The 24,261-nt window shown below is 70.2% G+C and carries 28 protein-coding genes and 5 tRNA genes; 8 read left to right on the plus strand and 25 right to left on the minus strand.

All coding sequences use genetic code 11. The annotated features are described in order from the left end of the window. Positions 1 to 54: 54 nt before the first annotated feature. Complete coding sequence (locus ACFVJX_RS15095) at positions 55 to 477, plus strand: winged helix-turn-helix transcriptional regulator (protein ID WP_384133478.1); 423 nt, start codon at positions 55 to 57, stop codon at positions 475 to 477. 48 nt (positions 478 to 525) lie between these two features. Here ACFVJX_RS15095 and mutM read toward each other — a convergent pair whose 3' ends face one another. The 9 genes from mutM to ACFVJX_RS15140 form a co-directional block, all read right to left on the minus strand. Next, positions 526 to 1,389, minus strand: a complete 864-nt coding sequence (gene mutM / locus ACFVJX_RS15100) for a bifunctional DNA-formamidopyrimidine glycosylase/DNA-(apurinic or apyrimidinic site) lyase (protein WP_384133476.1) — start codon at positions 1,387 to 1,389, stop codon at positions 526 to 528. A 150-nt stretch (positions 1,390 to 1,539) separates the two neighbouring features. After that, positions 1,540 to 2,364 (minus strand): ribonuclease III, encoded by an 825-nt coding sequence (gene rnc, locus ACFVJX_RS15105; RefSeq protein WP_384133473.1) that lies wholly within the window; start codon positions 2,362 to 2,364, stop codon positions 1,540 to 1,542. Positions 2,365 to 2,383: 19 nt separating this feature from the next. Beyond that, positions 2,384 to 2,557: a 50S ribosomal protein L32 gene (gene rpmF, locus ACFVJX_RS15110; protein WP_003965982.1), complete on the minus strand. Its 174-nt coding sequence runs from the start codon at positions 2,555 to 2,557 to the stop codon at positions 2,384 to 2,386. Positions 2,558 to 2,559: 2 nt separating this feature from the next. Continuing rightward, the gene (locus ACFVJX_RS15115; RefSeq protein ID WP_384133470.1) at positions 2,560 to 3,225 is read right to left on the minus strand and encodes a YceD family protein; all 666 of its coding nucleotides are present in this window, start codon (positions 3,223 to 3,225) and stop codon (positions 2,560 to 2,562) included. A gap of 159 nt (positions 3,226 to 3,384) precedes the next feature. Next, a complete protein-coding gene (locus ACFVJX_RS15120; RefSeq protein WP_384133467.1) occupies positions 3,385 to 4,464 on the minus strand; it encodes a cell division initiation protein in 1,080 nt (359 codons plus the stop codon). Positions 4,465 to 4,562: 98 nt separating this feature from the next. Then, on the minus strand, positions 4,563 to 5,042 hold the full coding sequence (gene coaD / locus ACFVJX_RS15125; RefSeq protein WP_384133522.1) for a pantetheine-phosphate adenylyltransferase: 480 nt from the start codon (positions 5,040 to 5,042) through the stop codon (positions 4,563 to 4,565). A 26-nt stretch (positions 5,043 to 5,068) separates the two neighbouring features. After that, positions 5,069 to 5,653, minus strand: a complete 585-nt coding sequence (gene rsmD, locus ACFVJX_RS15130; RefSeq protein ID WP_384133464.1) for a 16S rRNA (guanine(966)-N(2))-methyltransferase RsmD — start codon at positions 5,651 to 5,653, stop codon at positions 5,069 to 5,071. A gap of 108 nt (positions 5,654 to 5,761) precedes the next feature. Then, positions 5,762 to 7,978 carry an ATP-dependent DNA helicase RecG gene (gene recG / locus ACFVJX_RS15135; protein WP_384133462.1) on the minus strand — a complete coding sequence of 739 codons (2,217 nt, stop codon included), beginning with the start codon at positions 7,976 to 7,978 and terminating at the stop codon, positions 5,762 to 5,764. A gap of 174 nt (positions 7,979 to 8,152) precedes the next feature. After that, positions 8,153 to 9,787 (minus strand): DAK2 domain-containing protein, encoded by a 1,635-nt coding sequence (locus ACFVJX_RS15140; RefSeq protein WP_384133459.1) that lies wholly within the window; start codon positions 9,785 to 9,787, stop codon positions 8,153 to 8,155. Between the two features lie 259 nt (positions 9,788 to 10,046). On the opposite strand from ACFVJX_RS15140, the gene rpmB reads away from it, so the two are divergent. Next, complete coding sequence (gene rpmB, locus ACFVJX_RS15145; protein WP_003965989.1) at positions 10,047 to 10,232, plus strand: 50S ribosomal protein L28; 186 nt, start codon at positions 10,047 to 10,049, stop codon at positions 10,230 to 10,232. A 93-nt stretch (positions 10,233 to 10,325) separates the two neighbouring features. On the opposite strand, the gene thiD is transcribed toward rpmB, so the two are convergent. Then, positions 10,326 to 11,135, minus strand: a complete 810-nt coding sequence (thiD, locus tag ACFVJX_RS15150; RefSeq protein WP_384133457.1) for a bifunctional hydroxymethylpyrimidine kinase/phosphomethylpyrimidine kinase — start codon at positions 11,133 to 11,135, stop codon at positions 10,326 to 10,328. A 10-nt stretch (positions 11,136 to 11,145) separates the two neighbouring features. Beyond that, positions 11,146 to 12,117 carry a thiamine-phosphate kinase gene (locus ACFVJX_RS15155; protein ID WP_024490269.1) on the minus strand — a complete coding sequence of 324 codons (972 nt, stop codon included), beginning with the start codon at positions 12,115 to 12,117 and terminating at the stop codon, positions 11,146 to 11,148. A 320-nt stretch (positions 12,118 to 12,437) separates the two neighbouring features. Here ACFVJX_RS15155 and ACFVJX_RS15160 point away from each other — a divergent pair, with 320 nt between their 5' ends. Both ACFVJX_RS15160 and ACFVJX_RS15165 read left to right on the plus strand, forming a co-directional pair. Next, positions 12,438 to 12,671, plus strand: coding sequence for an Lrp/AsnC family transcriptional regulator (locus ACFVJX_RS15160; RefSeq protein ID WP_064070330.1), 234 nt, complete (start codon positions 12,438 to 12,440; stop codon positions 12,669 to 12,671). Between the two features lie 20 nt (positions 12,672 to 12,691). After that, on the plus strand, positions 12,692 to 13,180 hold the full coding sequence (locus ACFVJX_RS15165) for a DUF3515 domain-containing protein (RefSeq protein WP_384133454.1): 489 nt from the start codon (positions 12,692 to 12,694) through the stop codon (positions 13,178 to 13,180). Between the two features lie 48 nt (positions 13,181 to 13,228). On the opposite strand, the gene ACFVJX_RS15170 is transcribed toward ACFVJX_RS15165, so the two are convergent. The 3 genes from ACFVJX_RS15170 to ACFVJX_RS15180 form a co-directional block, all read right to left on the minus strand. After that, a complete protein-coding gene (locus ACFVJX_RS15170; RefSeq protein ID WP_384133451.1) occupies positions 13,229 to 14,386 on the minus strand; it encodes a D-alanine--D-alanine ligase family protein in 1,158 nt (385 codons plus the stop codon). 70 nt (positions 14,387 to 14,456) lie between these two features. Further along, positions 14,457 to 15,467 (minus strand): NAD(P)H-dependent glycerol-3-phosphate dehydrogenase, encoded by a 1,011-nt coding sequence (locus tag ACFVJX_RS15175; protein WP_384133448.1) that lies wholly within the window; start codon positions 15,465 to 15,467, stop codon positions 14,457 to 14,459. Further along, positions 15,464 to 16,216 (minus strand): lysophospholipid acyltransferase family protein, encoded by a 753-nt coding sequence (locus tag ACFVJX_RS15180; protein ID WP_384133445.1) that lies wholly within the window; start codon positions 16,214 to 16,216, stop codon positions 15,464 to 15,466. The genes ACFVJX_RS15175 and ACFVJX_RS15180 overlap by 4 nt, the downstream gene beginning before the upstream one ends. A gap of 225 nt (positions 16,217 to 16,441) precedes the next feature. Here ACFVJX_RS15180 and cofC point away from each other — a divergent pair, with 225 nt between their 5' ends. Continuing rightward, a complete protein-coding gene (cofC, locus tag ACFVJX_RS15185; protein ID WP_384133442.1) occupies positions 16,442 to 17,059 on the plus strand; it encodes a 2-phospho-L-lactate guanylyltransferase in 618 nt (205 codons plus the stop codon). A 10-nt stretch (positions 17,060 to 17,069) separates the two neighbouring features. Further along, complete coding sequence (locus tag ACFVJX_RS15190) at positions 17,070 to 17,273, plus strand: hypothetical protein (RefSeq protein ID WP_384133439.1); 204 nt, start codon at positions 17,070 to 17,072, stop codon at positions 17,271 to 17,273. A gap of 89 nt (positions 17,274 to 17,362) precedes the next feature. On the opposite strand, the gene ACFVJX_RS15195 is transcribed toward ACFVJX_RS15190, so the two are convergent. The 4 genes from ACFVJX_RS15195 to leuC all read right to left on the minus strand — a co-directional run bounded on the left by ACFVJX_RS15195 (position 17,363) and on the right by leuC (position 20,575). Further along, the gene (locus ACFVJX_RS15195) at positions 17,363 to 18,037 is read right to left on the minus strand and encodes an HU family DNA-binding protein (protein WP_384133436.1); all 675 of its coding nucleotides are present in this window, start codon (positions 18,035 to 18,037) and stop codon (positions 17,363 to 17,365) included. Positions 18,038 to 18,180: 143 nt separating this feature from the next. Next, complete coding sequence (locus ACFVJX_RS15200) at positions 18,181 to 18,408, minus strand: hypothetical protein (protein ID WP_145765789.1); 228 nt, start codon at positions 18,406 to 18,408, stop codon at positions 18,181 to 18,183. Between the two features lie 104 nt (positions 18,409 to 18,512). Further along, positions 18,513 to 19,106, minus strand: a complete 594-nt coding sequence (gene leuD / locus ACFVJX_RS15205) for a 3-isopropylmalate dehydratase small subunit (protein ID WP_384133432.1) — start codon at positions 19,104 to 19,106, stop codon at positions 18,513 to 18,515. 5 nt (positions 19,107 to 19,111) lie between these two features. After that, entirely contained in the window at positions 19,112 to 20,575 is a 1,464-nt protein-coding gene (gene leuC / locus ACFVJX_RS15210) for a 3-isopropylmalate dehydratase large subunit (RefSeq protein ID WP_384133429.1), read from the minus strand. A gap of 174 nt (positions 20,576 to 20,749) precedes the next feature. Here leuC and ndgR point away from each other — a divergent pair, with 174 nt between their 5' ends. Further along, entirely contained in the window at positions 20,750 to 21,466 is a 717-nt protein-coding gene (gene ndgR / locus ACFVJX_RS15215) for an IclR family transcriptional regulator NdgR (RefSeq protein ID WP_024490257.1), read from the plus strand. A gap of 62 nt (positions 21,467 to 21,528) precedes the next feature. On the opposite strand, the gene ACFVJX_RS15220 is transcribed toward ndgR, so the two are convergent. Beyond that, positions 21,529 to 22,026 (minus strand): DUF4188 domain-containing protein, encoded by a 498-nt coding sequence (locus ACFVJX_RS15220; RefSeq protein ID WP_384133426.1) that lies wholly within the window; start codon positions 22,024 to 22,026, stop codon positions 21,529 to 21,531. 91 nt (positions 22,027 to 22,117) lie between these two features. Here ACFVJX_RS15220 and ACFVJX_RS15225 point away from each other — a divergent pair, with 91 nt between their 5' ends. Continuing rightward, complete coding sequence (locus tag ACFVJX_RS15225) at positions 22,118 to 22,759, plus strand: MerR family transcriptional regulator (protein WP_384133423.1); 642 nt, start codon at positions 22,118 to 22,120, stop codon at positions 22,757 to 22,759. Positions 22,760 to 22,835: 76 nt separating this feature from the next. Here ACFVJX_RS15225 and ACFVJX_RS15230 read toward each other — a convergent pair. The 6 genes from ACFVJX_RS15230 to ACFVJX_RS15255 all read right to left on the minus strand — a co-directional run bounded on the left by ACFVJX_RS15230 (position 22,836) and on the right by ACFVJX_RS15255 (position 24,130). Next, a tRNA-Glu gene (locus tag ACFVJX_RS15230) sits at positions 22,836 to 22,908 on the minus strand. A gap of 28 nt (positions 22,909 to 22,936) precedes the next feature. Then, positions 22,937 to 23,008, minus strand: a tRNA-Gln gene (locus tag ACFVJX_RS15235). Between the two features lie 12 nt (positions 23,009 to 23,020). After that, positions 23,021 to 23,093: transfer RNA gene (locus ACFVJX_RS15240), tRNA-Glu, on the minus strand. A 60-nt stretch (positions 23,094 to 23,153) separates the two neighbouring features. Continuing rightward, a tRNA-Glu gene (locus ACFVJX_RS15245) sits at positions 23,154 to 23,226 on the minus strand. Between the two features lie 27 nt (positions 23,227 to 23,253). Next, positions 23,254 to 23,325, minus strand: a tRNA-Gln gene (locus tag ACFVJX_RS15250). Positions 23,326 to 23,410: 85 nt separating this feature from the next. After that, positions 23,411 to 24,130, minus strand: a complete 720-nt coding sequence (locus tag ACFVJX_RS15255; protein WP_384133419.1) for an HAD family hydrolase — start codon at positions 24,128 to 24,130, stop codon at positions 23,411 to 23,413. Between the last annotated feature and the right edge of the window lie 131 nt (positions 24,131 to 24,261).

Here is a 24,261-nt window from a genome sequence, read left to right on the forward strand (position 1 = left end):
CCCACGGATTGCGCAACCCGTGGGAAAGCGCGGTGCGGGCGTACGCTGGTTTTCATGGACGAGAACGGTGACAGCGGGACGGACGGCTGTCCGGACGAGGAACTGGCCTTCGACGTGTTCTCCAAGCGGTGCCCCTCGCGCGGCACCCTGGAGCACGCGACCGGCCGCTGGGGAAGCCTGACGCTCGGCGCCCTGTACGAGGGCAGCCTCCGCTTCAACGCGCTGCGCCGCCGGGTCGACGGGGTCAGCGAGAAGATGCTGTCCCAGACACTGCACTCACTGGAACGGGACGGTCTGGTGCACCGCGAGGCCCAGCCCACCAATCCGCCCCGCGTCGACTACGAGCTCACCGCTCTGGGACAGCAGGTCGCCGAGCAACTGCTCGCACTGATCCACCTCGTCGAGGGCCGGATGGACGAGGTCCTCGCCGCCCGCGCCCGTTACGACGAGGCCCGAGCGGGCTGGGACAGCCCTTAGCCGCCAGCCGCGCCCGACCGCTTCGAAACAGGCACTGCGGGCAAGCTCTCAGGGCCGCGGCGGGCGCTGGCAGCGCGGGCAGAAGTAGCTGGACCTGTTCATCCAGGCGCGGCGCCTCATCGGCGTACCGCAGCGGTGGCAGGGCTCGTCCTCGCGGCCGTAGGCGTCGAGGGAGCGGTCGAAGTAGCCGGACTCACCGTTCACGTTGACGTAGAGGCTGTCGAAGCTGGTGCCGCCCTGCTCCAGCGCCGCGTTCATCACGTCGCGGACATGGCCGAGCAGCTCGGCCGACTTGGGGCGGGTCAGGGTGGCGGTCGGCCGGTCGTAGTGCAGCCTGGCGCGCCACAGCGCCTCGTCCGCGTAGATGTTGCCGACACCGCTGATCAGCGTCTGGTCGAGCAGGGCGCGCTTGACCGTGGTGCGGCGCAGCCGCAGTGCCGTGTGGAACGCCGAGTCGTCGAATTCCGGGTCCAGCGGATCGCGGGCGATGTGCGCGATGACGTCGGGCAGCCCGTCCTTGCCGTCGGCCGCGCACGCGTGGAGCGAGAGCCCGCCGAAGGTGCGCTGGTCGACGAAGCGGAGTTCGGTGCCGAGTGCGTCGTCGAACCTGATCCTGATCCGCAGGTGCTTCTCGTCGGCGGCGTCCTGCGGCTGGACGAGCAGCTGACCGCTCATGCCGAGGTGGCCGAGGAGGGAGCTGGTGGTGTCGTCCAGCGGCACCCAGAGGTACTTGCCGCGGCGCATCGCCGGTCCGAAGCGGATGCCGGCCAGCCGGGCCGCGAAGTCCACGCCCCCCGCGAGATGGCGGCGGACCGCCCGCGGGTGCAGGACCTCGACCTCATCGACCGTTCGCCCGGTCACCCAGCGCTCCAGACCGCGTCGTACGACTTCGACCTCGGGCAGCTCGGGCACGGTGTCGCTCCTGGCTCTGGATCCGGGTTCCGGATCCGGGTCTGATCTGGTCCGGATCCGGGTCTGTCCGGTTCTGGGTCTGTCATTGTCCGGCTCTGGTTCCGGACAGGGAGAACCCCCCGGTGCGCTGGGCACCGAGGGGTTCTCGGGTCAGGCCGGAGCGACGTCCGTGGACGACGGCGGGTCGGCAGGGGTGTCGGCGGCCCCTCCGTCGGCTGCGGCCTTGGCCACAGCCTCCCGCGCCTCCGCGGCGGCAGTGATCTCGCGCCAGGCGGACTCCGCCGCCTGTTGCTCCGCTTCCTTCTTGCTACGGCCGGTGCCGGTGCCGTACGAGACACCACCGACGCGAGCAGCAGCAGTAAAGGTCTTCTCGTGGTCCGGGCCGGTCTCCGTGACGAGGTACTCGGGAACTCCGAGGCTCTCGCTCGCGGTGAGCTCCTGGAGACTGGTCTTCCAGTCCAGGCCGGCGCCGAGGTTCGAGGACCTGTCGATCAGCGGGTCGAAGAGCCGGTGAACCAGCTCCGAGGCCGCGCCGAGGCCCTGATCGAGATAGACCGCTCCGAGCACCGCTTCAAGGGTGTCGGCGAGGATGGAAGCCTTGTCCCGGCCACCCGTGCCCTCTTCACCGCGGCCGAGCCGGATGAAGGAGCCGAGTTCGAGGCCGCGGCCCACTTCCGCAAGCGCACGCGAGTTGACCACCGCGGCCCGCAATTTGGCCAGCTGGCCTTCAGGCAGGTCCGGGTGGGTGCGGTACAGCGTGTCCGTGACCACCAGGCCGAGCACCGAATCCCCGAGGAATTCGAGCCGCTCGTTGGTGGGCAGACCGCCGTTCTCGTACGCGTACGAACGATGGGTCAGCGCACGCACCAGAAGGGCGGACTCGAGGTGGTACCCGAGCCGCCCTTCCAGAAGCGTGTGGGACGAGGCTGTGTTGACGTTGTCTGCCTGCTTCTTGGCGTGGGACAACTCAGACATCGGGCCTCTCACCAGCCGCTCAGACCTCGAGGACCTGGCGCTTGTTGTACGTGCCGCAGCTGGGGCACGCGATGTGCTGCAGCTTCGGCTCCTGGCAACGCTCGCACGAAACCAGGGTGGGGACCGCAGCCTTCCACTGCGACCGGCGGTGGCGCGTGTTGCTGCGCGACATCTTCCGCTTCGGAACAGCCACGGCTACTTCTCCTGCTTCTCGTCGACGCCAGGTTCGGCGCCGCCCATGTTGTCCTTCTCGCCGTCCTGAACGGTCTCGGCGAGTCCTTGCAATGCCGCCCAACGGATGTCGAGGGCTTCGTGGTGGTGACCGGGGTTCTCGTCCAGCCTGACTCCGCATTCGGAGCACAGACCGGCACAGGTCTCCCGGCACACCGGCTGCATCGGCAGTGCGAGCACCACCGCATCACGCAGCACCGACTCGAGGTCGAACAGTCCGTCCTCGAGGAAGAACCTGTCCTCGTCGTCCTCGGCGTCGTCGACCGGGTCCGCCGTCTTGCTGCGGTTCCGGTCATCGGCGTCAGGGTACGAGAACATCTCCTGGAAGTCCGCCTCGACCTCAAGGCTCAGCGGCTCCAGACACCTTACGCACTCCCCCTCGGCCGATGCACGGGCGGTGCCTGTGACAAGCACACCTTCCATGACCGATTCGAGGCGGACGTCCAGCTCCACGGGTGCGCCTTCCGGCACACCCACGACCCCGTCGATACCGAAGTCCTTGGGGGCATCCACCGAGCGGGTCAGCCGCTTCATGGCACCGGGACGCCGACCCAGCTCGTGCGTATCGAACACGAGAGGGTTTCGGTGGTCGAGGTGGCCGTTCAGGGCTTTTCCTGCTTTCGAAATCATGCGCATCACGCGTGGTGGGGAAGGGCCGACCGGCTTCGGAGCCGAAGCGGGCAGCCTGGATCGCGGACATACGCGCGACCGAAGAACCAGGATACTTGACGCACCGCTCAGCTCCCAATCCGGTCCTGTGAGTGGTTGTCCCCCTGCGGTCCCGGCCGGTCAGCGCTCCTGTTCGTACCGGCGGAGCTGCTCCAGGTCGATCATGCCGGTGTCGAACAGACTGGTCTCGTCCAGGGAACCCTCGCCGTGCTGCTGGAGGGGCTGCTGCTGGGCCTGCACCGGCTGCTGCTGCCAGGTGTCGTAGCCCTGCGCCGGCATCTGGACCTGGCCCTGGTCGTAGCCCTGCTGCTGGTACGCCGCGTACGGATCGGGCTGCTGCTGGTAGCCGTACACGTCCTGGTGCGACTGGTCCTGGTAGGCGTACGTCTGCGCGTACTGCGGCTCCGCCTGCGCGGGGTACTGGGGCTCGGTCGGCTGATAGGGCACCTGGAGCGGCTCCGGGGTGGCGATCTCGGCCAGTCCCGCCCAGTGGTCCTCGTCACTGGTGTGGCCCTGGCCGCCCGCGGCGTCCTGGGCGGCGATGTGTGCGCCCAGGTCGTCGGTGGCGACCCGGCCGTGCAGCTTCTGCCGGCCACGGCCGACCGCCTCCAGCGTCTTGGCGAGCACCGCCTCGAAGGCGCCGAGCTTGGTGTCCACGTACTCGTCGGCCCGGCGCTGGAGCGTGGCCGGGTCGGCGCTGCGCTCGGGGGCCTCGGCGAAGTCCGGGTCCTCGTAGCCCTGCTCGTCGAAGCCCTGACCGCGGCCGAGGAGCTTCTCGCGGCCCCGGTCGACGGAGCCGATGGTCTTGGTGAGGACGACCTCGAAGTTGGCGAGCTTGCTGTCGACGTACTCGTCGGCCTCGGCGCGGATCTCGTCGGCCTCCTTGCGGGCCTCACCGAGGATCCGGTCCGCCTCGGCCTGGGAGCGCCTGGCGATCTCGGTGTCGGAGATCAGGGAGCCGCGCTCGGCGTGGGCGGTCTCGATGATCCGCCCCGCCTCCTGGCGGGCCTGCTCGACCAGCTGCTCATGGCCGCCGATGAGCTCCGCGGCCTGTGCGAGCGAGCCGGGCAGGGCCTCGCGCACCTCTTCGAGCATCGCGAGCAGTTCGGCGCGGTTGACCACGCAGGACGCCGACATGGGCATCGACCGGGCGTTCCCGACCGCTTCGACGATCTCGTCGAGCTTCTTCTGCACGTCCACCGTGTGCTCGCCACTCTCTACTGCCGATTGGAGACGGACGGAACGACTGTACGGCCAGTCGGCGCCCGTCCGACACCTGGTGACGGTCCGTCAGCGCCTCAACTCCGGGCGAGACGTTTCGCCAGTGCTTCCTGGACCAGTGGCGGCAGCAGGTGCGAGACGTCGCCGCCCCAGGTCGCCACCTCCTTGACCAGGGAGGACGACAGGAAGCTGTAGGTCGGGTTGGTCGGCACGAAGAGCGTTTCGACGCCCGAGAGGCCGTTGTTCATCTGGGCCATCTGCAGTTCGTAGTCGAAGTCGCTGACGGCCCGCAGGCCCTTCACGATCGCCGGGATGTCGCGCTGCTTGCAGAAGTCGACCAGCAGTCCGTGGAAGGACTCGACCTGGACGTTGCCGAAGTCCGCGGTGACCTGGCGGATCATGTCGATCCGCTCGTCGACCGTGAACAGTCCCTTCTTGGACTGGTTGATCATCACCGCGACATGTACGACGTCGTACAGCTTCGAGGCACGACCGATGATGTCGAGATGTCCATTGGTGATGGGGTCGAACGACCCCGGGCAGACGGCGCGGCGCAACTTGATTCCCTCGCTCTCCGGTCCGGTCATCGTGCGTCTTCGCACGTAGCGGCGGCGCGACCGTACCAAAGCGTTCCCTCGCCGTAGCGACGGGCCCGCAATGGCTCGAATCCCTTGGGCCAGCTGAATTCTCCGCCTCTGGTGCTGCGCTCCACGGTGACGAGCGCGTCCGCGGAGAGCCACCCCTGGGCACGGAGTGTGAGCAGTATCTCGCCAAGATCCTCGTCGGTGACGGCGTACGGCGGGTCCAGGAACACCACGTCGTAGGGGTCCGCGGGCGCCGGAACCGTCACGATCTGTTCGGCTTTGCCGGTACGGACCTCGGCGCCCGGCAGACCGAGGGTGCGGACGTTGTCCCGGACGGTGCGGACCGCCTTGGCGTCGGCCTCGACGAGCAGCGCGTGGGCCGCGCCCCGGGACAGCGCTTCGAGGCCGACGGCGCCCGAGCCCGCGTAGAGGTCGGCGATCCGGATGCCGTCGAGCGTGCCGAGGAGCGCCTGCCAGGTGGAGAACAGTCCCTCGCGCGCGCGGTCGGAGGTGGGGCGGGTGCCGGTGCCGGGCGGGACGGCCAGACGGCGTCCACCGGCCACGCCTGCGATCACGCGGGTCATGGGTGTCTGATCCTCGGGTCGGGGCGGCGCACAGGGTGCTGCGGCGCCGTACCACCCACGATATGGCGTCGTCGCCGACGGGGCTCCCCGGGGCGGACGCCCCGCACTTCACCCCTTGTCGAGGTACTCCTCCCGTTCCTTGTCCAGGAGTGCGTCCAGGACGAGGCGCAGCTCGGGCAGGCGCTCCAGCTCCGGGTCGGCGGCGACGACGGTGACGGCCTCCTCGCGGGCGGCCGCGATGACCTCCTCGTCGTCGATGACGCTGAGGACGCGGAGCGAGGAGCGGACGCCGGACTGGGCCTGTCCGAGGACGTCGCCCTCGCGGCGCTCCTCCAGGTCGATCCGGGACAGCTCGAAGCCGTCGAGCGTGGCGGCGACCGCGGAGAGCCGGGCGCGGGCGGGGCTCGCCTCATGGGCCTCGCTGACCAGCAGGCAGAGCCCGGGGGCCGATCCCCGGCCGACCCGGCCGCGCAGTTGGTGCAGCTGGGAGACACCGAACCGGTCGGCGTCCATGATCACCATCGCGGTGGCGTTGGGGACGTTGACCCCGACCTCGATGACGGTGGTGGCGACCAGGACGTCGACGTCACCGGCGGCGAAGCGGCGCATCACGTCGTCCTTGTCGTCGGGGTGCATCCTGCCGTGCAGCACCTCGATACGCAGACCGCTCAGTGGCCCCTTGGCGAGCTGTTCGGCGGTGTCCAGAACCGCGAGCGGCGGGCGCTTGTCCCCGCCTTCCTCCGCCTCGGCAGCCTTCTTCCCCTTCTTCTTGGCCGCCTCGTCCTCGTCGTCACCGATGCGGGGGCAGACCACGTACGTCTGGTGCCCGTTCTCCACCTCTTCGCGGACCCGCTCCCAGGCCCGGCTGAGGAAGTGCGGTTTGTCCTTGGCGGGGACGACATGGCTGGCGATCGGCGAACGGCCGGCCGGCAGCTGGTCCAGGACTGAGGTCTCCAGGTCGCCGAAGACGGTCATGGCGACCGTGCGCGGGATGGGGGTGGCGGTCATGACGAGCAGGTGCGGCGGCTGCTTCCCCTTGGAGCGCAGGGCGTCACGCTGCTCCACTCCGAAGCGGTGCTGCTCGTCGACCACGACCAGGCCCAGCTCGTGGAACTGCACCTTGTCCTCGATCAGCGCGTGCGTGCCGATCACGATCCCGGCCTCGCCGGTGACCAGGTCCAGGAGTGCCTGACGGCGGGCGGCCGTGCCCATCGAGCCGGTGAGCAGGACGACCTTGGTGCCCTGGTCGGACCCGCCCAGCATGCCGCCCTCGGCGAGCTCACCCATCATCTCGGTGATGGAGCGGTGGTGCTGCTGGGCGAGCACCTCGGTGGGCGCGAGCATGGCGGCCTGACCGCCCGCGTCGACCGTCGCGAGCATGGCGCGCAGCGCGACCATGGTCTTCCCGCTGCCCACCTCGCCCTGGAGCAGCCGGTGCATCGGGTGCTCGGTCGCCAGGTCGTCGAAGATCTCCTTGGAGACCTTGAGCTGGCCGTCGGTGAGGGTGAACGGGAGCTTGGCGTCGAAGGCGTCGAGCAGCCCGCCGGGGGCGGGTCTGCGGGCCACGGCCGGCAGCTGGGTGTCGGCGTACCGGCGGCGGGCCAGGGCTACCTGGAGGACGAAGGCCTCGTCCCACTTCAGCCGGTCCCTGGCCGCCGCGACGTCGGCCTTGGTCTGCGGGCGGTGGATCTTCAGCAGCGCCTCGGGGAGCGGGGTGAATCCGCGGCCCTCGCGCAGCGCCGGCGGCAGCGGGTCGACGGCCTCCTGGGCGCTGGGCAGCACCGCGTCGACCGCCTTGGCGATGCGCCAGGAGTCGAGCTGCTTGCAGGCGGGGTAGATCGGCAGCAGCTTGCCGGCGAAGGCGTCCACCGCCTCGGCGGCACCGGCCTCGTCCGTGGACTCGGCGTCCAGGAGCTGGTACGTGGGGTGGGCCAGCTGCATCTTCCGGTTGAAGACGGAGACCTTGCCGGCGAACATGGCGCGGCGGCCCGGCAGGAGTTCCTTGTGCGGCTTGTGGACGCCGTGGCCGAAGAAGACCAGCTGGAGCCGGCCGTGGCCGTCGGTGAGGGTCACTTCCAGGCGCTTGCCCCGGCCGTTGTTGAACGCCATGACGCGGGCGTCGGCGACCTGGGCGACGACCGTCACGTGCTCGTCGAGCGGGAGGTCGGTCAGCGCGGTGAGCCGGCCGCGCTCCTCGTACCGCCGCGGGTAGTGGTGAAGCAGATCGCCGACCGTGTGCAGGTCGAGGTGCTCGGCCATCACCTTCGCGGTGGCGCCGCCGAGCAGCTTCTTGAGGGGTTCGTCGAACGCAGACACGCGGTCCATTGCACACCATGCCACTGACAGTTGTCCGGCGCGGCCGCGGTTCTGGGGCCGTACGGGGGGCGAGGCGCCGGGGTCGTCCGGCGCGCCGCCTCGTCCTCGATCGCCGGACGGGCTCGATTTCGCCGGCCCGGCCCGTGGTTCTGCCCGCACGGCCCGTGGTTTGGCCGGCCCGTCCTATTCCACGCCGATCAGGAGCGGGGCGCGCTGGTGGCCGCCTCGGTAGATCACCGTGTCCACCGCGAGGTAGCCCTCGCGGACGTGTTCCTCCAGCGTCGCGGCAAGTGCGTCGGGGACGTCCTCGCCCAGGACCAGGGTGACCAGTTCACCGCCGGCCGCCAGCATCCGGTCCAGTACCTTGCGGGCCGTCTCCAGGACGTTCTCGCCGATGACGGCCACATCGCCGTCGATCAGGCCCAGGATGTCGCCGGCCTGGCAGATCCCCGCCATGGTCCAGGACTGCCGCTCGGCGACGGCCAGTTCGGCGTAGCGGGTGGCGCCGGCCGCCGCGGTCATCGCGACCACGTCCTCGTCGAAGCTGCGGTCCGGTTCGTGGACGGCCAGGGCCGCGACGCCCTGGACCGCGGCGCGGGTGGGGATCAGGGCGACCCGGACGCCCTCGGCGCGGGCCTGTTCGGCGGCGGCCGCGGCCGTGTGGCGCAGCTCCCCGTCGTTGGGCAGGAGCACCACCTCGCGGGCGTGCGCGCGGCGGATGGCGTCGACCAGTTCGCCGCTGGCGGGCGGCTCCCCGGGGCGCGCGAGCACCGTCGTAGCCCCGGCCTCCGTGCACAGGCCGCCGAGGCCGTCGCCCGGGACCACCACGACCACCGCGCGCTGCGCCGGTTCGGGGCGGGCGTGCACCCGGTCGGCGGCGAAGTGGGTGATCCGGATGCGATACGGGCGTCCCGCCTCGACGCCGGCCTCCACCGCAGCTCCCGCGTCGTCGACGTGCACATGGACGTTCCAGAGTCCGTCGCCCCCCACCACCACGAGGGAGTCGCCCAGGGCGTCCAGCCGGGTTCGCAGCCGTTCCACGGCCTCGTCCACGGCTTCCAGCAGGTAGATGACCTCGAAGGCCGGTCCGCCCTCGGGATCGTCCGCAGCGGGGCAGTCCCCCACCGCGGCGACGAACGGAACGGGTGCGGCCGGTGGCTCGTACACGTGCTCCGGCGCCCGTCCCGAGACGGCCTCGACCAGCGCGCCGAGAACCGCGACCAGTCCGCGCCCCCCGGCATCCACGACCCCGGCCCTGCCGAGGACGGCGAGCTGTCCGGGGGTCGCGTCCAGGGCGGTGCGCGCCCCCTCGTACGCCGCCTGCGCCACCACGGCCGCACCGGCGCCGCCCACCGCGCGACCAGCGGCTTCGGCGGCGGCGGTGGCCACCGTCAGGACCGTGCCCTCGACGGGGTGCGCGACCGCCTCGCGTGCCGAGGCGGCGGCCCGGGTCAGAGCGAGGCCCAGCCGGTCCGTACCGGCCTCGTCGGCCAGCACCCCGGCCATTCCGCGCAGCAGCTGGGCCAGGATCGTGCCGGAGTTGCCGCGGGCCCCGATCAGCGCCCCGTGCGCCATGGCGCGCACCGCGTCGGCGGTGGAGGGCACCGAGGTACCGGTCTCGTGGGCGGCGAACACCGCTTCGACCGCCGCCGCCGCGGATTCCACGGTCAGGTAGAGGTTGGTGCCGGTGTCCCCGTCGGCGACGGGGTAGACGTTGATCGCGTCGATCGCCTCGCGCTCCCGGCCGAGTGCGTCCAGCGCCAGTGAGCACCAGGTACGCACCGCGACGGCGTCCAGGTCGTCGGCGGTCTGCGGCACCTGATGGTCCTCCTCGGAACGGGGCCCGGGGCGGCGGGCTGCACCGCAGGGTAGACCGGGCCGGTCGGGCCCGGCGGGGTCAGGGGCGGGGCAGGCGGTAGTGGAACCCATGGTAGTTTCGTATCTCCGACGCAGCCGTTGTATGCTGCTTCGGTTGCCCGACGAGAGTCGGGACATTCCCCCGGTACCGCCACTTCAGACATTGAATCCGGCGTGCCGGAATTCACTGTAAGTGCACCTGAAGTCTTTGGAGTGACCCGTGGCTGCCAACTGCGACGTTTGCGGCAAGGGGCCGAGCTTCGGCAACAGCATTTCGCACTCGCACCGCCGTACGTCCCGTCGCTGGAATCCCAACATCCAGCGCGTGCGTGCCGTGGTCGGGCGGACGCCGAAGCGGCTCAACGTCTGCACCTCGTGCATCAAGGCCGGCAAGGTCGCGCGCTGACGTTCCCGTCGTAGCGCAGCCTTACCGGTTGCCCAAAAAGCCGGTCCACCTCGGTGGACCGGCTTTTTGCTGTGCCCGTTCCGGGCCGGGTGGTCAGGGGGTCCCGCGCAGCTGCCACCCGTGGTCGACCGGGCCGATCCCCGCGCCGAGCGGGAAGCCCGCCGCGACCGCCCCGGTGACGTAGGCCTTCGCGGCCCGTACCGCTGTCGGCACGTCCTCGCCCCGGGCCAGCCCGCAGGCGATCGCGGAGGCGAGGGTGCAGCCCGTGCCGTGCGTGTGGCGGTTGTCGTGGCGGGGGGCGCGCAGCCAGTGCTCCTCGGAGCCGTCCGTCAGCAGGTCGACGGGGTCGCCGGGCAGGTGCCCGCCCTTGATGACCACCCAGCGCGGCCCGTGGCCGAGCATCTCGGCGGCGGCCCGCCGCATCCCGGCCTCGTCGGTGACCGTGACCCCCGTGATCTGCGCCACCTCGTCGAGATTCGGGGTCGCCACGGTCGCGACGGGCAGCAGCTTCGTGCGTACGGAGTCCAGCGCCTCGGCGGCGAGCAGCGGATCGCCGTGCTTGGAGACACCCACCGGGTCCACGACGGCGGGGGCGTCCGTCGCGGCGATGAGCGCGGCGACCGTCTCGACGAGTACGGCCGAGGACAGCATGCCGGTCTTGACCGCGTTCACACCGATGTCGTCGACGACGCTGCGGTACTGGGCGCGTACGGCTTCCACCGGCAGTTCCCAGGCGCCCTGCACCCCCAGGGAGTTCTGGGCGGTGACGGCTGTCAGCACGCTCATGCCGTGCACGCCGAGTGCCAGCATCGTCTTCAGGTCGGCCTGGATGCCCGCACCGCCGCCGGAGTCGGATCCGGCGACGGTGAGCACACGGGGAGGTACGTCGGAGGGTATGGGCATGACCCGCAATCTACTGGGCGTCCTCGATGTCCCCGAAGTGGTCCCAGCCGTGTCTGCTGGTCCAGGGCGCCCCGTCGACCGTCACCTGCGGCAGCGCCGAGGGATTGAGGACCTCGCCGATCACCTTCCAGCGGGCCGGCAGCTTCACGTCCGGCGGGAACGTCGCGACGATCGCGTGGTCCTCTCCCCCGGTGAGCACCCACTGGAGGGGGTCCACGCCGACGGCCTGTCCGATGTCGGACATCTGGGACGGGATGTCGATGCGTCCCGAGCGCAGGTCGATGCGGACCTTGCTCGCCTCGGCGATGTGCCCGAGGTCGGCGACGAGCCCGTCGCTGACGTCGGTCATCGCGGTGGCACCGAGCCCGGCGGCCGCGGGGCCCGCGTGGTACGGCGGTTCGGGCCGCCGGTGGGCCTCGACGAAGGCGCGCGGCGAGCGGAAACCGCGGGAGAGCACCGCGTATCCGGCGGCGGACCAGCCGAGCCAGCCGGTGACCGCGACGACGTCGCCGGGCTGGGCGCCTGCCCTGGTGACGGGTTCGTGGTTGCGCAGATCGCCGAGCGCGGTGATCGCGACGGTGATGGTGTCGCCCCGCACCACGTCCCCGCCGACCACGGCCGCCCCCGCGACCTGGCACTCGTCACGGATGCCGTCCATGAGCTCCCCGGCCCAGGTCACCGGAAGTTCGGCGGGGACGACGAGGCCGAGGAGCAGCGCGGTGGGCACGGCTCCCATGGCGGCGATGTCGGCGAGGTTCTGCGCGGCGGCCTTGCGGCCGACGTCGTACGCCGTCGACCAGTCACGCCGGAAGTGCCGTCCCTCCAGCAGGATGTCGGTACTGGCCACGACCCTGCGGTCGGGAGCGGTCACGACCGCGGCGTCGTCGCCGGGCCCCAGCCGTACCGCCGGAGTGGTGGTGAGCCGGGACGTCAGCTCTCTGATGAGGCCGAACTCCCCCAACTCGCCCACGGTTCCCTTCACCGAGTCTCACCCCTCATCTATCGCGCCGGACGGGCGTCCGGCCTGTTCCGTCGGCCCGCCGGCGTCCCGGCAGCGGACCCGCCCCGCGGGGCCGTCCGTCCTGGTGGTCACAGGCATGCCTGTCCCCCGTCCGCACCGCTGAGCTTGCGGTCGCGGGCCGTCACTGCTGTCGGTACTGTCAAGAGATACGTCAACTTGTGTGTGCTGTACGCCACGCTGTGGGCGGCATCCGGCCCGCAGGTCTCCCCGCGGCCCGCGGCAACGCGATACCGTGGCGTCCCTTTCCCCCACATGATCCTCGTGGCCGCCCTGGAGGTTCCGTGGTACAGGCGTACATCCTTATTCAGACAGAGGTGGGCAAGGCGTCGACAGTCGCCGAGACCATCGCCAAGATCCCGGGAGTGATCCAGGCAGAGGACGTCACCGGCCCCTACGATGTGATCGTGCGCGCGCAGGCCGACACGGTCGACGAACTCGGACGCATGGTGGTCGCCAAGGTCCAGCAGGTGGACGGCATCACCAGAACGCTGACCTGCCCGGTCGTGCACCTGTAACCCCCGTCTACGCTGGGCCGGTGACGTTCATCCGCCGCCGGCTCCCCCGCCCCGTGTTCCTCGGTCCGTCCGCTGCCCTGCTGCTCATGGCCGCGGCGGGCTGCTCCTCCGGTGACGCCTCGGCATCGGTCGCGGTTCCCACCCCGTCGCCGGAAGCCGCAGCCTACTGCCGTGCGTTGCACGCGAAGCTGCCGAGTTCCGTCGCCGGTCAGAGGCGCAGTGACCCCGGGCCCGGCTCGGAGCTGACCGCCGGGTGGGGGGACGGGGCGATCGTACTGCGCTGCGGTGTCCCGCGCCCCGCGAAGATGGACGACGCCCAGTCGAAGGCGATCGACGCGAGCGGCGTCAAGTGGATGCTGGAGCAACGGGAGGACGACGGTCCGCGTTTCACGACCACCTTCCGCAAGGCGTACGTCGAGGTGACGCTGTCGGAGGCGTACGCGCATGACGCGAGCCCGCTGGCGGCCTTCGCCCCGGCGGTCAGGAAGACGATTCCCAACAGCCTGTAGGGCGTGTGTTCCGGAGCGGAGCACACGCCCCCCGGCCGTCGGTCCGTTTCAGCGCAGTCCGGTCGGCCGGTCCAATGCCGCCTGGATGAGCCGGTCCACGAGCTGCTGGTAGTTGACGCCGCTCTCCTGCCACATCCGGGGGTACATCGAGATCGGGGTGAAGCCCGGCAGGGTGTTGATCTCGTTGATGACGAAGCCGCCGTCATCGGTGAGGAAGAAGTCGGCGCGCACCAGGCCCTCGCAGGAGGCCGCCTCGAAGGCGTCCACGGCGAGCCGCTGCACCTCGGCGGTCTGTTCGGGGGTGAGCGGGGCGGGCACGATCCCGGACGCCGAGTCGATGTACTTGGCCTCGAAGTCGTAGAAGTCGTGTGCGGTGACGGGCGGGATCTCGGCCGGCACGCTGGCGCGCGGTCCGTCCTCGAACTCCAGCACCCCGCACTCGATCTCGCGGCCCCGCAGCAGCGACTCGACGAGGAACTTGGGGTCGTGGCGGCGGGCCTCCTCGATCGCCCCGTCGAGGCCGGAGGCGTCCTCGACCTTGGTGATGCCGATCGACGAGCCGGCCCGGGCCGGCTTCACGAAGAGCGGCCAGCCGTGTTCGCCGGCGAAGTCGACGATGCGCTTACGGGCGGCCCCGGGGTCCTGGTCCCACTCCCGGGGGCGCACGACGGCGTACGGGCCGACGGGCAGGCCGAAGGAGGTGAAGACGCGCTTCATGTACTCCTTGTCCTGGCCGACCGCCGATGCGAGTACACCCGCGCCGACGTACGGCACGCCGGAGAGCTCCAGAAGGCCCTGTAGCGTGCCGTCCTCGCCGTAGGGGCCGTGCAGGACGGGAAAGACGACGTCGACCTCGCCGAGCGCCTTGGGGACGGAGCCGGGCTCGCTGTAGACCACTTCACGGCTGCCGGGGTCGACGGAGAGCACCACGCCGCCCTCTTCGGACTCGGCCAGCTGGGCCACGTCCGGCATCCTGCGGTCCGTGATGGCCATGCGTTCGGGTTCGTCGGCGGTGAGCGCCCAGCGGCCGTCCGTCGTGATGCCGATCGGCAGGACGTCGTACTTCGTCCGGTCGATGGCGCTCAGGACGGCACCGGCCGTGACCACCGAAATGCCGTGTTCGGAGCTGCGGCCGCCGAACACGACGGCCACGCGCGGCTTGCGGAGCTGGTGCTCCGTGTTCTGGGGGAGGTTCTCGCTGCTCATATCGCGATGAGCGTACCTGCTGGTACGGGTCGCGTCAGCGTCAGCGGTGCCGTCCGCCGGGTGAACCCGCTCAGTGCCGCTCGGCCTTGGCGCTGCGCGACATGAGCTCCTTGAGCGCGACCATGGGGGGCTTTCCCTCGTGGACGATGCCGAAGACCGTCTCGGTGAGGGGCATGTCGACACCGTGCCGGCGTCCCAGATCGAGCACCGATTCGCAGGACTTGACGCCCTCCGCGGTCTGCTTGGTGACCGCGATCGTCTCCTGGAGGGTCATGCCGCGGCCGAGGTTGGTGCCGAAGGTGTGGTTGCGCGAGAGCGGCGACGAGCAGGTCGCCACCAGGTCGCCGAGTCCGGCGAGTCCGGCGAAGGTCAGCGGATCGGCGCCCATGGCCAGGCCCAGCCGGGTGGTCTCGGCGAGGCCCCGGGTGATGAGCGAGCCCTTGGCGTTGTCGCCGAGCCCCATGCCGTCGGCGATACCGACGGCCAGCCCGATGACGTTCTTGATCGCGCCGCCGAGCTCGCAGCCGACCACGTCGGTGTTGGTGTACGGGCGGAAGTACGGGGTGTGGCACGCGGCCTGGAGGCGGCGGGCCACGGACTCGTCCTGGCAGGCGACGACGGCCGCGGCGGGGCGGCGTTCGGCGATCTCCTTGGCGAGGTTCGGTCCGGTGATGACGGCGATGCGGTCGGCGGAGACCTTGGTGACGTCCCTGATGACCTCGCTCATCCGCTTCGCGGTGCCGAGTTCGACGCCCTTCATCAGGGAGACCAGCACCGTCTGCGACTCCAGGTGCGGGGCCCAGTCGGCGAGGTTGGCGCGGAGCGTCTGGGAGGGCACGACGAGCACGGCGAAGTCGGCGCCGCGCAGCGCCTCGGCGGCGTCCGTGGTCGCCCGGACCGATGCGGGGAGTTCGATGCCCGGGAGGTACTCGGGGTTGGTACGGGTCGTGTTGACGGCCTCGGCGACCTCGGCGCGGCGTCCCCAGAGGGTGACGTCGCAGCCGGCGTCCGCGAGGACCATGCCGAAGGCCGTACCCCATGAGCCGGTTCCGAAGACGGCTGCTTTTACGGGGTGCGTCACTTGGGTCCCTCTCCTTCGGACTTGCGCCGCTGTTCCGCGCGGGCCTTGCGGTGGTCGTAGAGCTCGGTGGGGGCCTGCTGTCCGCGGATCTGGGCCAGCTGCTCGGTTACCGCGTGCATGATGACCTCGGTGGCCTCGCGCAGGACCTCGGGCGTCGCCTCCTTGTCGTAGAACCGGGAGAGGTCGACGGGCGGACCGGCCTGGACCCGGAGGGTCTTGCGGGGGAAGAGCCGGAGCTTCTTGTCCGTGGCGTAGGGCGGCATCGCGAGGTTGGCGCCCCACTGGGCGACGGGGATGACCGGGGCCCTGGTCAACAACGCGACGCGGGCGGCGCCGGTCTTTCCGCCCATCGGCCACATCTCGGGGTCCCTGGTGAGGGTGCCCTCCGGGTAGAAGGCGACGCACTCGCCGCGCTCGATGGCGGCGACGGCCGCCCGGAACGCGTCGAGCGCGTTGGTCGTCTCGCGGTACACGGGGATCTGGCCGGTGCCTCGCAGCATCATTCCGACGAAGGGGGCCTTGAAGAGGCCGGCCTTGGCGAGGAACCGCGGCACCCGGCCGGTGTTGTACTGGAAGTGCCCGTACGCGAGCGGGTCCAGATAAGAGTTGTGATTGACCGCAGTGATAAATCCGCAGTCGGCCGGAATGTGTTCCATTCCCCGCCAGTCGCGCTTGAACAGAACCACCAGCGGCGGTTTCGCGATGACCGCTGCCAAGCGGTACCAGAAGCCGATTCTGCGGCGGGACACCCGGACACCTTCCTCTATGGACCTGACGGTGGAGCTGTACTGCCTGACTACCGACGGTCAAGTCTCGCCCCAGGCCCCTGCTCTGTCGAGAACACCGTACGCCTCGCCATCGGGAGGGACCCTCCGGGTTGTCGCACCGGCAGGCGAGAATAGGCGGCCACGCACATCGAGGGGGAGACCGCCACGAACACCGACCCGACCGGCCGCTGGTCCCTGGTCGTCCCGTTGAAGCCCCTGGCGCGGGCCAAGAGCAGGCTGATGCCCGCCTCGGGCGCCCTGTTGCGGCCCCGGCTGGCCCTGGCCTTCGCCCAGGACACCGTGCACGCCGCGCTGGCCTGCCCGGCGGTGGCCGATGTGGTGGTCGTCACGGACGACAGGACGGCCGGGGCCGCCCTGACGGCGCTCGGCGCCCGCATCGTGCCCGACTCCCCCGCCGCCGGGCTCAACGCCGCCCTCGCGCACGGTGAGCGGGCGGTGCGTGCGACCCGGCCCCGGGCGGCGGTCGCCGCGCTCAACGCGGATCTGCCCGCATTGCGCCCCACGGAATTGGCCCGGGTCCTCGAATCCTCGGCCGATTTTCCCCGCGCATTCGTGACCGATGCGGCGGGAATCGGAACGACATTTCTGTCCGCTGGGCCAGGAGTGGAATTGCGCCCCGTTTTCGGCGGTCCGTCCAGGGCCGCGCATCTCGCGTCCGGCGCCGCGGAAATCATGCTCGCCGGCATCGATTCCGTCCGCCAGGACGTGGACACCGGCGATGATCTGCGGGCCGCTCTGGCGCTGGGAGTGGGCCCGTACACGGCGGGGCGCTGGGCCGCCGGGGTCCCCTCGATGGACCGATAGGCTGCCGCTCATGCAGGCGACCTCGTACACGTACGACCCCGATACCCGCACCGGCAGCGTGCTGCTCGACGACGGCACCCCGGTGGACTTCGACGCCGCGGCCTTCGACGCCGGCGGCCTGCGGCTGCTGCGTCCGGGCCAGCGGGTGCGGATCGAGGGCCGGGGCGAGGGGGCCGGGCTGCGGATCAGCCTGGTGACGCTACAGACCTTCTGAGCCCGCGGCACCTCCTGAACAGCCCGCGGGCCGGGCTCCCCGAGGGGAGCCCGGCCCGGCGCGTGTGAGGAGCCCTGTGCTGCTCGGTCTCACTTCTTCCGTGCAGTGGCCTTCTTGGCCGTGGTCTTGCGCGCCGTGGTCTTCTTCGCGGGCGCCTTCTTCGCCGTGGTCTTCTTGGCGGGCGCGGTCTTGCTGGCGACGGCCTTCTTGGCGGTCGTCTTCTTCGCCGCCGCGGGGGTCGCCTTCTTCGCGGCCGCCGTGGTGGTCTTCTTGGCCGCCGCGGACGTCTTCTTCGCGGTGGTCTTCTTGGCGGGGGCCGTGGTCTTCTTGGCCGCTGCCGTGGTCTTCTTCGCGGTGGCCTTCTTCGCCACGGCCTTCTTCGCGGTCGCCTTCTTGGCGGCGGCCTTGGCCGTCGTACGGGTGGAAGAACCGCCCGACAGGCTGCCCTTGGGCGCCTTCTTCACGGCCACGTCGTTCTTGGGGAGCTTCTTCGAGCCGCTGACCAGGTCCTTGAACCCCTGTCCCGCACGGAAACGGGGCACGGAGGTCTTCTTGACCCGCACGCGCTCACCCGTCTGCGGGTTGCGGGCGTAGCGGGCCGGGCGGTCGACCTTCTCGAACGAGCCGAAGCCGGTGACCGAAACGCGGTCACCTGCGACGACTGCGCGGACGACCGCGTCGAGCACCGCGTCGACGGCGTCCGCGGCCTGCTGACGGCCGCCGACCTTGTCGGCAATCGCTTCTACGAGCTGCGCCTTGTTCACGTCTTCCCCTTCGGAGACATAGCCAGAACGAAAGTGTTCAAGCTTTTTCGCACGTTAGGCAGATATATACCGCAAATCAAACACGAAACGGGCTAATCACCCTAGTGCCGCAACGAAGTCGACCGCTGCGCAGTTCCGCAGAGTCAGTCACCTTCGGGGAATCGGCCCTCATCGAGGTCCTTCATCAACCGGTCCAGACGCCTTGCTGCATCTGGGAGATCGTGCTTCGCCGCGGCCGTGACGACCAGCAGCTTCCGGGACAGCGCCATCCTTACGCCCTCCGGGACTTGCAGTGCACGCACTCGCGAGTGCGCTTCCTTCAATCGGTCGGCGACTTGGCCGTAAAGCTTGAGTTGGCTGTCGCGTTCCATGCACCGATTGTGCCATCTGGGGCGAGTTGTCGCCCGACGGGGTCTCAACAAGCGACTGCGCCCCCTACCAGAAGGCAGGGGGCGCAGTGCTGGAAACGTGCTGCTCAGACGTTAATTGTGCGTGGCTTGTGGGCCGGCCTGGTGGCCTCGTAAGCCGCGATGTCCGCTTCGTTCTGCAGGGTGAGGCTGATGTCGTCCAGCCCGTTCAGCAGCCGCCAGCGGGCGTTCTCGTCGAGCTCGAAGTCGGCGGTGATGCCTTCGGCGAGGACCTGGCGCTTCTCCAGGTCGACCGTGATCTCGGCCGTGGGGTCGGCCTCGGTCAGCTCCCAGAGGGCGTCGACGACCTTCTGGTCCAGGACCACGGTCAACAGCCCGTTCTTCAGCGAGTTGCCGCGGAAGATGTCGGCGAACCGGGAGGAGACGACGGCCTTGAAGCCGAAGTTCTGCAGGGCCCAGACGGCGTGCTCGCGGGACGAGCCGGTGCCGAAGTCGGGCCCGGCCACCAGCACCGTGGCGCCCTTGCGCTCCGGGCGGTTGAGGACGAAGTTCTCGTCCTTGCGCCAGGCCTCGAAGAGACCGTCCTCGAAGCCGTCCCGGGTGACCTTCTTCAGCCAGTGGGCGGGGATGATCTGGTCGGTGTCGACGTTGCTGCGGCGCAGCGGGACGGCCCGGCCGGTGTGTGCGGTGAAAGCTTCCATGATTCTCAGACTCCGGCGGGCGTGCGGTCGTCGGACAGGTCGGCCGGCGAGGCCAGATGGCCCAGCACGGCGGTGGCGGCGGCGACCTGCGGGGAGACCAGGTGCGTACGGCCGCCCTTGCCCTGCCTGCCCTCGAAGTTACGGTTCGAGGTGGAGGCGGAGCGCTCGCCGGGGGCCAGCTGGTCGGGGTTCATACCCAGACACATCGAGCAACCCGCGTGCCGCCATTCGGCGCCGGCGGTCTTGAAGACCTTGTCCAGGCCCTCCTCGACGGCCTGCAGGGCGACCCGGACGGAACCGGGGACGACCAGCATCCGCACACCGTCGGCGACTTTGCGGCCGTCCAGGATCGCGGCCGCGTTGCGCAGGTCCTCGATCCGGCCGTTGGTGCACGAACCTACGAAGACGGTGTCGACGTTGATCTCGCGCAGCGGCTGTCCGGCGGTCAACCCCATGTACTCCAGGGCCTTTTCGGCGGCGAAGCGCTCCGAGGCGTCCTCGTACGAAGCGGGATCGGGGACGTTGGCCGACAGCGGCGCGCCCTGTCCGGGGTTGGTGCCCCAGGTGACGAACGGCGCCAGTTCGGCGGCGTCGATGACCACCTCGGCGTCGAAGACGGCGTCGTCGTCGGTACGCAGCGTCTGCCAGTAGGCCACTGCGGCGTCCCAGTCGGCGCCCTGCGGGGCGTGGTCGCGACCCTGCAGGTAGTCGAAGGTGGTCCTGTCGGGGGCGATCATGCCTGCCCGCGCACCGGCCTCGATCGACATGTTGCAGATGGTCATGCGGGCCTCCATCGAGAGCTTCTCGATGGCGGAACCGCGGTATTCGAGGATGTAGCCCTGGCCGCCGCCGGTGCCGATCCGCGCGATGATGGCGAGGATCAGGTCCTTGGCGGTGACGCTGTCGGGCAGTTCGCCGTCGACGGTGATCGCCATCGTCTTCGGGCGTGCCAGCGGCAGCGTCTGGGTCGCCAGTACGTGCTCGACCTGGCTGGTGCCGATGCCGAACGCCAGCGCGCCGAAGGCACCGTGTGTGGAGGTGTGGGAGTCGCCGCAGACGACCGTGGTGCCGGGCTGGGTCAGCCCCAGCTGGGGGCCGACCACGTGCACGACGCCCTGCTCGACGTCGCCGAGCGGGTGCAGCCGGACGCCGAACTCCGCGCAGTTCTTGCGCAGGGTCTCCAGCTGGGCGCGGGAGACCGGGTCGGCGATCGGCTTGTCGATGTCGAGGGTCGGGGTGTTGTGGTCCTCGGTGGCGATGGTGAGGTCGAGGCGCCGCACCGGGCGTCCGGCCTGGCGCAGACCGTCGAAGGCCTGCGGGCTGGTCACCTCGTGCAGCAGGTGCAGATCGATGAAGAGGAGGTCGGGCTCACCTTCGGCGCGCCCCTCGGAGCTCCCCTGGTCGATCGAAGTCGAGACCTTGGGGACGACATGGTCGTCCCAAACCTTCTCCGCGAGTGTCCTACCCATCGCTTTCCCTCCGGCCGGCGTCGTCGCCGGCCCAACTAGAGATTCGGTGCGCCCCCGTCCGGACCCCCGTGCGGGGCGGTGGCTACGGGCCGTTGTGGGGCCGCCCCCACAGGTTCGCAACTTCCCCGGAAAATTGAACTTGCGTTTCACAGAGTGAGACGCGAGTATCGTCGTATGGACAACTCTAGCGGCGTCGGCGTTCTCGACAAGGCAGCTCTGGTATTGAGCGCCCTGGAGTCCGGTCCGGCCACCCTCGCCGGGCTGGTCGCGGCGACAGGGCTCGCAAGACCCACGGCACATCGACTGGCCGTGGCACTGGAACACCACCGCATGGTGGCGAGGGACATGCAGGGCCGTTTCATTCTCGGCCCCCGGCTGTCGGAACTCGCGGCGGCGGCGGGCGAGGACCGGCTCCTGGCCACGGCGGGACCGGTGCTCACACACCTGCGCGACATCACCGGCGAGAGCGCTCAGCTCTACCGCCGGCAGGGCGACATGCGGATCTGCGTGGCGGCGGCGGAGCGGCTGTCCGGTCTGCGGGACACCGTGCCGGTCGGCTCGACGCTCACCATGAAGGCGGGATCCTCCGCCCAGATCCTGATGGCCTGGGAGGAGCCGGAGCGCCTGCACCGCGGCCTCCAGGGCGCCCGGTTCACCGCGACCGCGCTCTCCGGAGTCCGGCGCCGGGGCTGGGCCCAGTCGATCGGTGAGCGCGAGCCGGGCGTCGCCTCGGTCTCCGCACCGGTGCGCGGCCCCTCGAACCGGGTGGTCGCGGCGGTCTCGGTCTCCGGTCCGATCGAACGGCTGACCCGCCACCCGGGCCGGATGCACGCCCAGGCCATCATCGACTCGGCCGCCAGGCTGAGCGAGGCACTGCGCCGCACGGGCTGACCCTGCTCCCCCGCCTGTTCCCGACCGGCCGCCCCAGCGCCGTGGCGGCCCCCTTCAGAACCTCACTTCGCCGGCGAGCGGTGCGCGAAACGGTCCGCCGCCCGGCGCCCCCGCTTCTCGATCGGCAGCGACCCGGTCGCCGCGGCCAGTCCGTACAGCGGCATATCGGCGTAGATGGACTCGTAGCCGCCCTCGGGCACGATGTAGCTCTCGTGCCAGAGCCCCACGTGCTGACGTGACTTCTTCTCCTTGCGGTTGATCATCGCCCACGCCTTGCGGTGGAACATGTCGGGCGCCGACGCGTACGCGTACAGCTTCTCCTTCGACTCCCAGTACTGGACGACGTAGTACGTCCGCGGTGAGCCGGACAGCAGGGTGTAGCCGAGCAGGCCCCTTTCCTTGTCCTTGCCCAACTCCCGGAGCATGCGGGGCATCGCGGCGAAGACCGGGAGCCAGTGGTGCACACCCCAGAAGTGGTTGATCCGCATCCCTATCAGCAGGACCACCACATCGCCCTCGGCTGCGGCGGTCGTCCGACCCGGAATCGGTTTCGCAAACATGCGGCGCCCCCTGGCTGCTCGTTGGAGAGTCCCACTATCCAATGGTTGGATAGTGGCACCGCCCACGAGGTGGCGCAAGGGAAGGCACAGCATGCGGCTCTCGGAACTGAGCGAGCAGAGCGGCGTCACGACCGCGACGATCAAGTACTACCTGCGCGAGGGGCTGCTGCCGCCCGGCCGCCGGGTGAGCGCGAGGCAGGCCGAGTACGACGAGAGCCATCTGCGCCGGCTGCGGCTGGTCCGGGCGCTGCTCCAGGTCGGCCACCTCCCCGTCGCCACGGCCCGCGAGGTGCTGGGTCACGTCGACGACGAGTCGCTCGGCCGCACGATCAGGCTGGGCGCCGCTCTCTGGGCGCTTCCGCACGGTCCGGAACCGGACGAGGACGCCCCGGAGACGGCGCTGGCCCGCGCCGAAGTCGACCGGCTGCTCGACCGGTTGGGGTGGACCACCGTCCAGGAGATCGGCTCGCTCTCCCCCGTCCACCGGTCCGTGGTGGCGTCGCTGGCCGCCCTCATTCGTCTCGGGTATCCGTGCGAGGTCGACTACCTGGTGGAGCACGCGCGGCTCATGCACCAAGTGGCGGTCATCGACCTGGACATGATGGAGTCCTACCCCTCGGAGGCGGAACAGGTGGAGAAGACGGTCGCCTCCGCGGTGCTGTACGAGCCGCTGCTCACGGCCCTGCGCCGACTGGCCCAGGAGGAGGAGACCGCGCGGAGGTTCGGGCTCTGAGCCCGGCCGGACGGCCCGCGCGGACAAGCAAAAAGCCCCTCACCGAAGTGAAGGGCTGCTGTCCGGAGCTCTGTTGTACCCCCGACCGGATTCGAACCGGCGCTACTGCCGTGAGAGGGCAGCGTGCTAGGCCGCTACACAACGGGGGCTTGGTTACTGCGACTTGCTTGTCTTGCGCTGGGCTACCAGGACTCGAACCTAGAATGACGGTACCAGAAACCGTAGTGTTGCCGATTACACCATAGCCCATGGTGTTACAAGTACCCCCGACCGGATTCGAACCGGCGCTACTGCCGTGAGAGGGCAGCGTGCTAGGCCGCTACACAACGGGGGCCCTAGCGATCCTGCATCGAGAGCGTGGGTGCGACCCAGATGTTCTCGCGGGAAGGATCTGTACCCCCGACCGGATTCGAACCGGCGCTACTGCCGTGAGAGGGCAGCGTGCTAGGCCGCTACACAACGGGGGCTTGTTCCTGCAACTTGCTTGTCTTGCGCTGGGCTACCAGGACTCGAACCTAGAATGACGGTACCAGAAACCGTAGTGTTGCCAATTACACCATAGCCCACTGAAACGCAACCCCTGAGGGCTGTATCTCTGTCTGCGCTTCCCGCTCGGATCTTTTGTCCCGCTCGGGTGACGCAGGAAGAACATTACCTGAAGGTGTCCGGCGCTCCAAAACGGGTATCGCCCGCCAGCAGGCCGGGAAGCTGGTCCAGGGCCGTGATCCGGACGAGTTCGGGGCGTCCGCCCCGGTCGCCCCGGTCCAGCCAGATGCCGGTCAGCCCGGCGGCCACCGCACCGCCCGCGTCGATGTCGGGCTCGTCCCCCACGTAGACGACCTCCGCCGGCGGCAGCGCCAGTGCCTCGCAGGAGGCGAGGAACGCCCTGGCGTCGGGCTTGGAGACACCCAGCTCCGCCGCGCAGAGCAGGGACTCGAACCGGTCGCGCACACCGAGCACGGTCAGCTTGCGGTGCTGCTGGTCCTGGGCGGAGTTCGACAGCACCGCGTGCCGGTACGTCCCCGCCAGCGCGTCCAGCACCGGAACGGTGTCATCGAAGAGCGCCCAGGCGGCTTCGTAGTGGGCGATGTGGCGCTCGAACCAGGCATCGGCCTCGGCGTCCTCCAGCGGGCGGCCCAGGAAATCCCGGGCCCGGTCGCGGCGCTGGCCCGGCCAGTCGGTCTCCCCCGCGGAGAACCGCGCCCAGTGGCGCCGGGTCAGACGCTGCCAGGCGTCGACCGCGTCCTCGGCGGTGGTGTACCCGTCGGGCAGTCCCTCGGCCGCGAGATGCCCGCTCATTCCGGCGCTGGAGGCCGTCGTGTGATCGAAGAGGGTGTCGTCGACGTCCCAGAGGACCGCTCTGATCGGCATGACCCGACCCTACCCACCGCCCATCGCCCACCGCACGCAAAAGGGGCCCGGCAGACCGCGGGTGCGGGCGGCCGGGCCCCTCAGGCGCGCGCACGGGCGCGTTACGCGGGCACGTGGGCCCGGGGGGCGGG

The organism is Streptomyces sp. NPDC127177, from assembly GCF_042672475.1.
Lineage (GTDB): Bacteria > Actinomycetota > Actinomycetes > Streptomycetales > Streptomycetaceae > Streptomyces.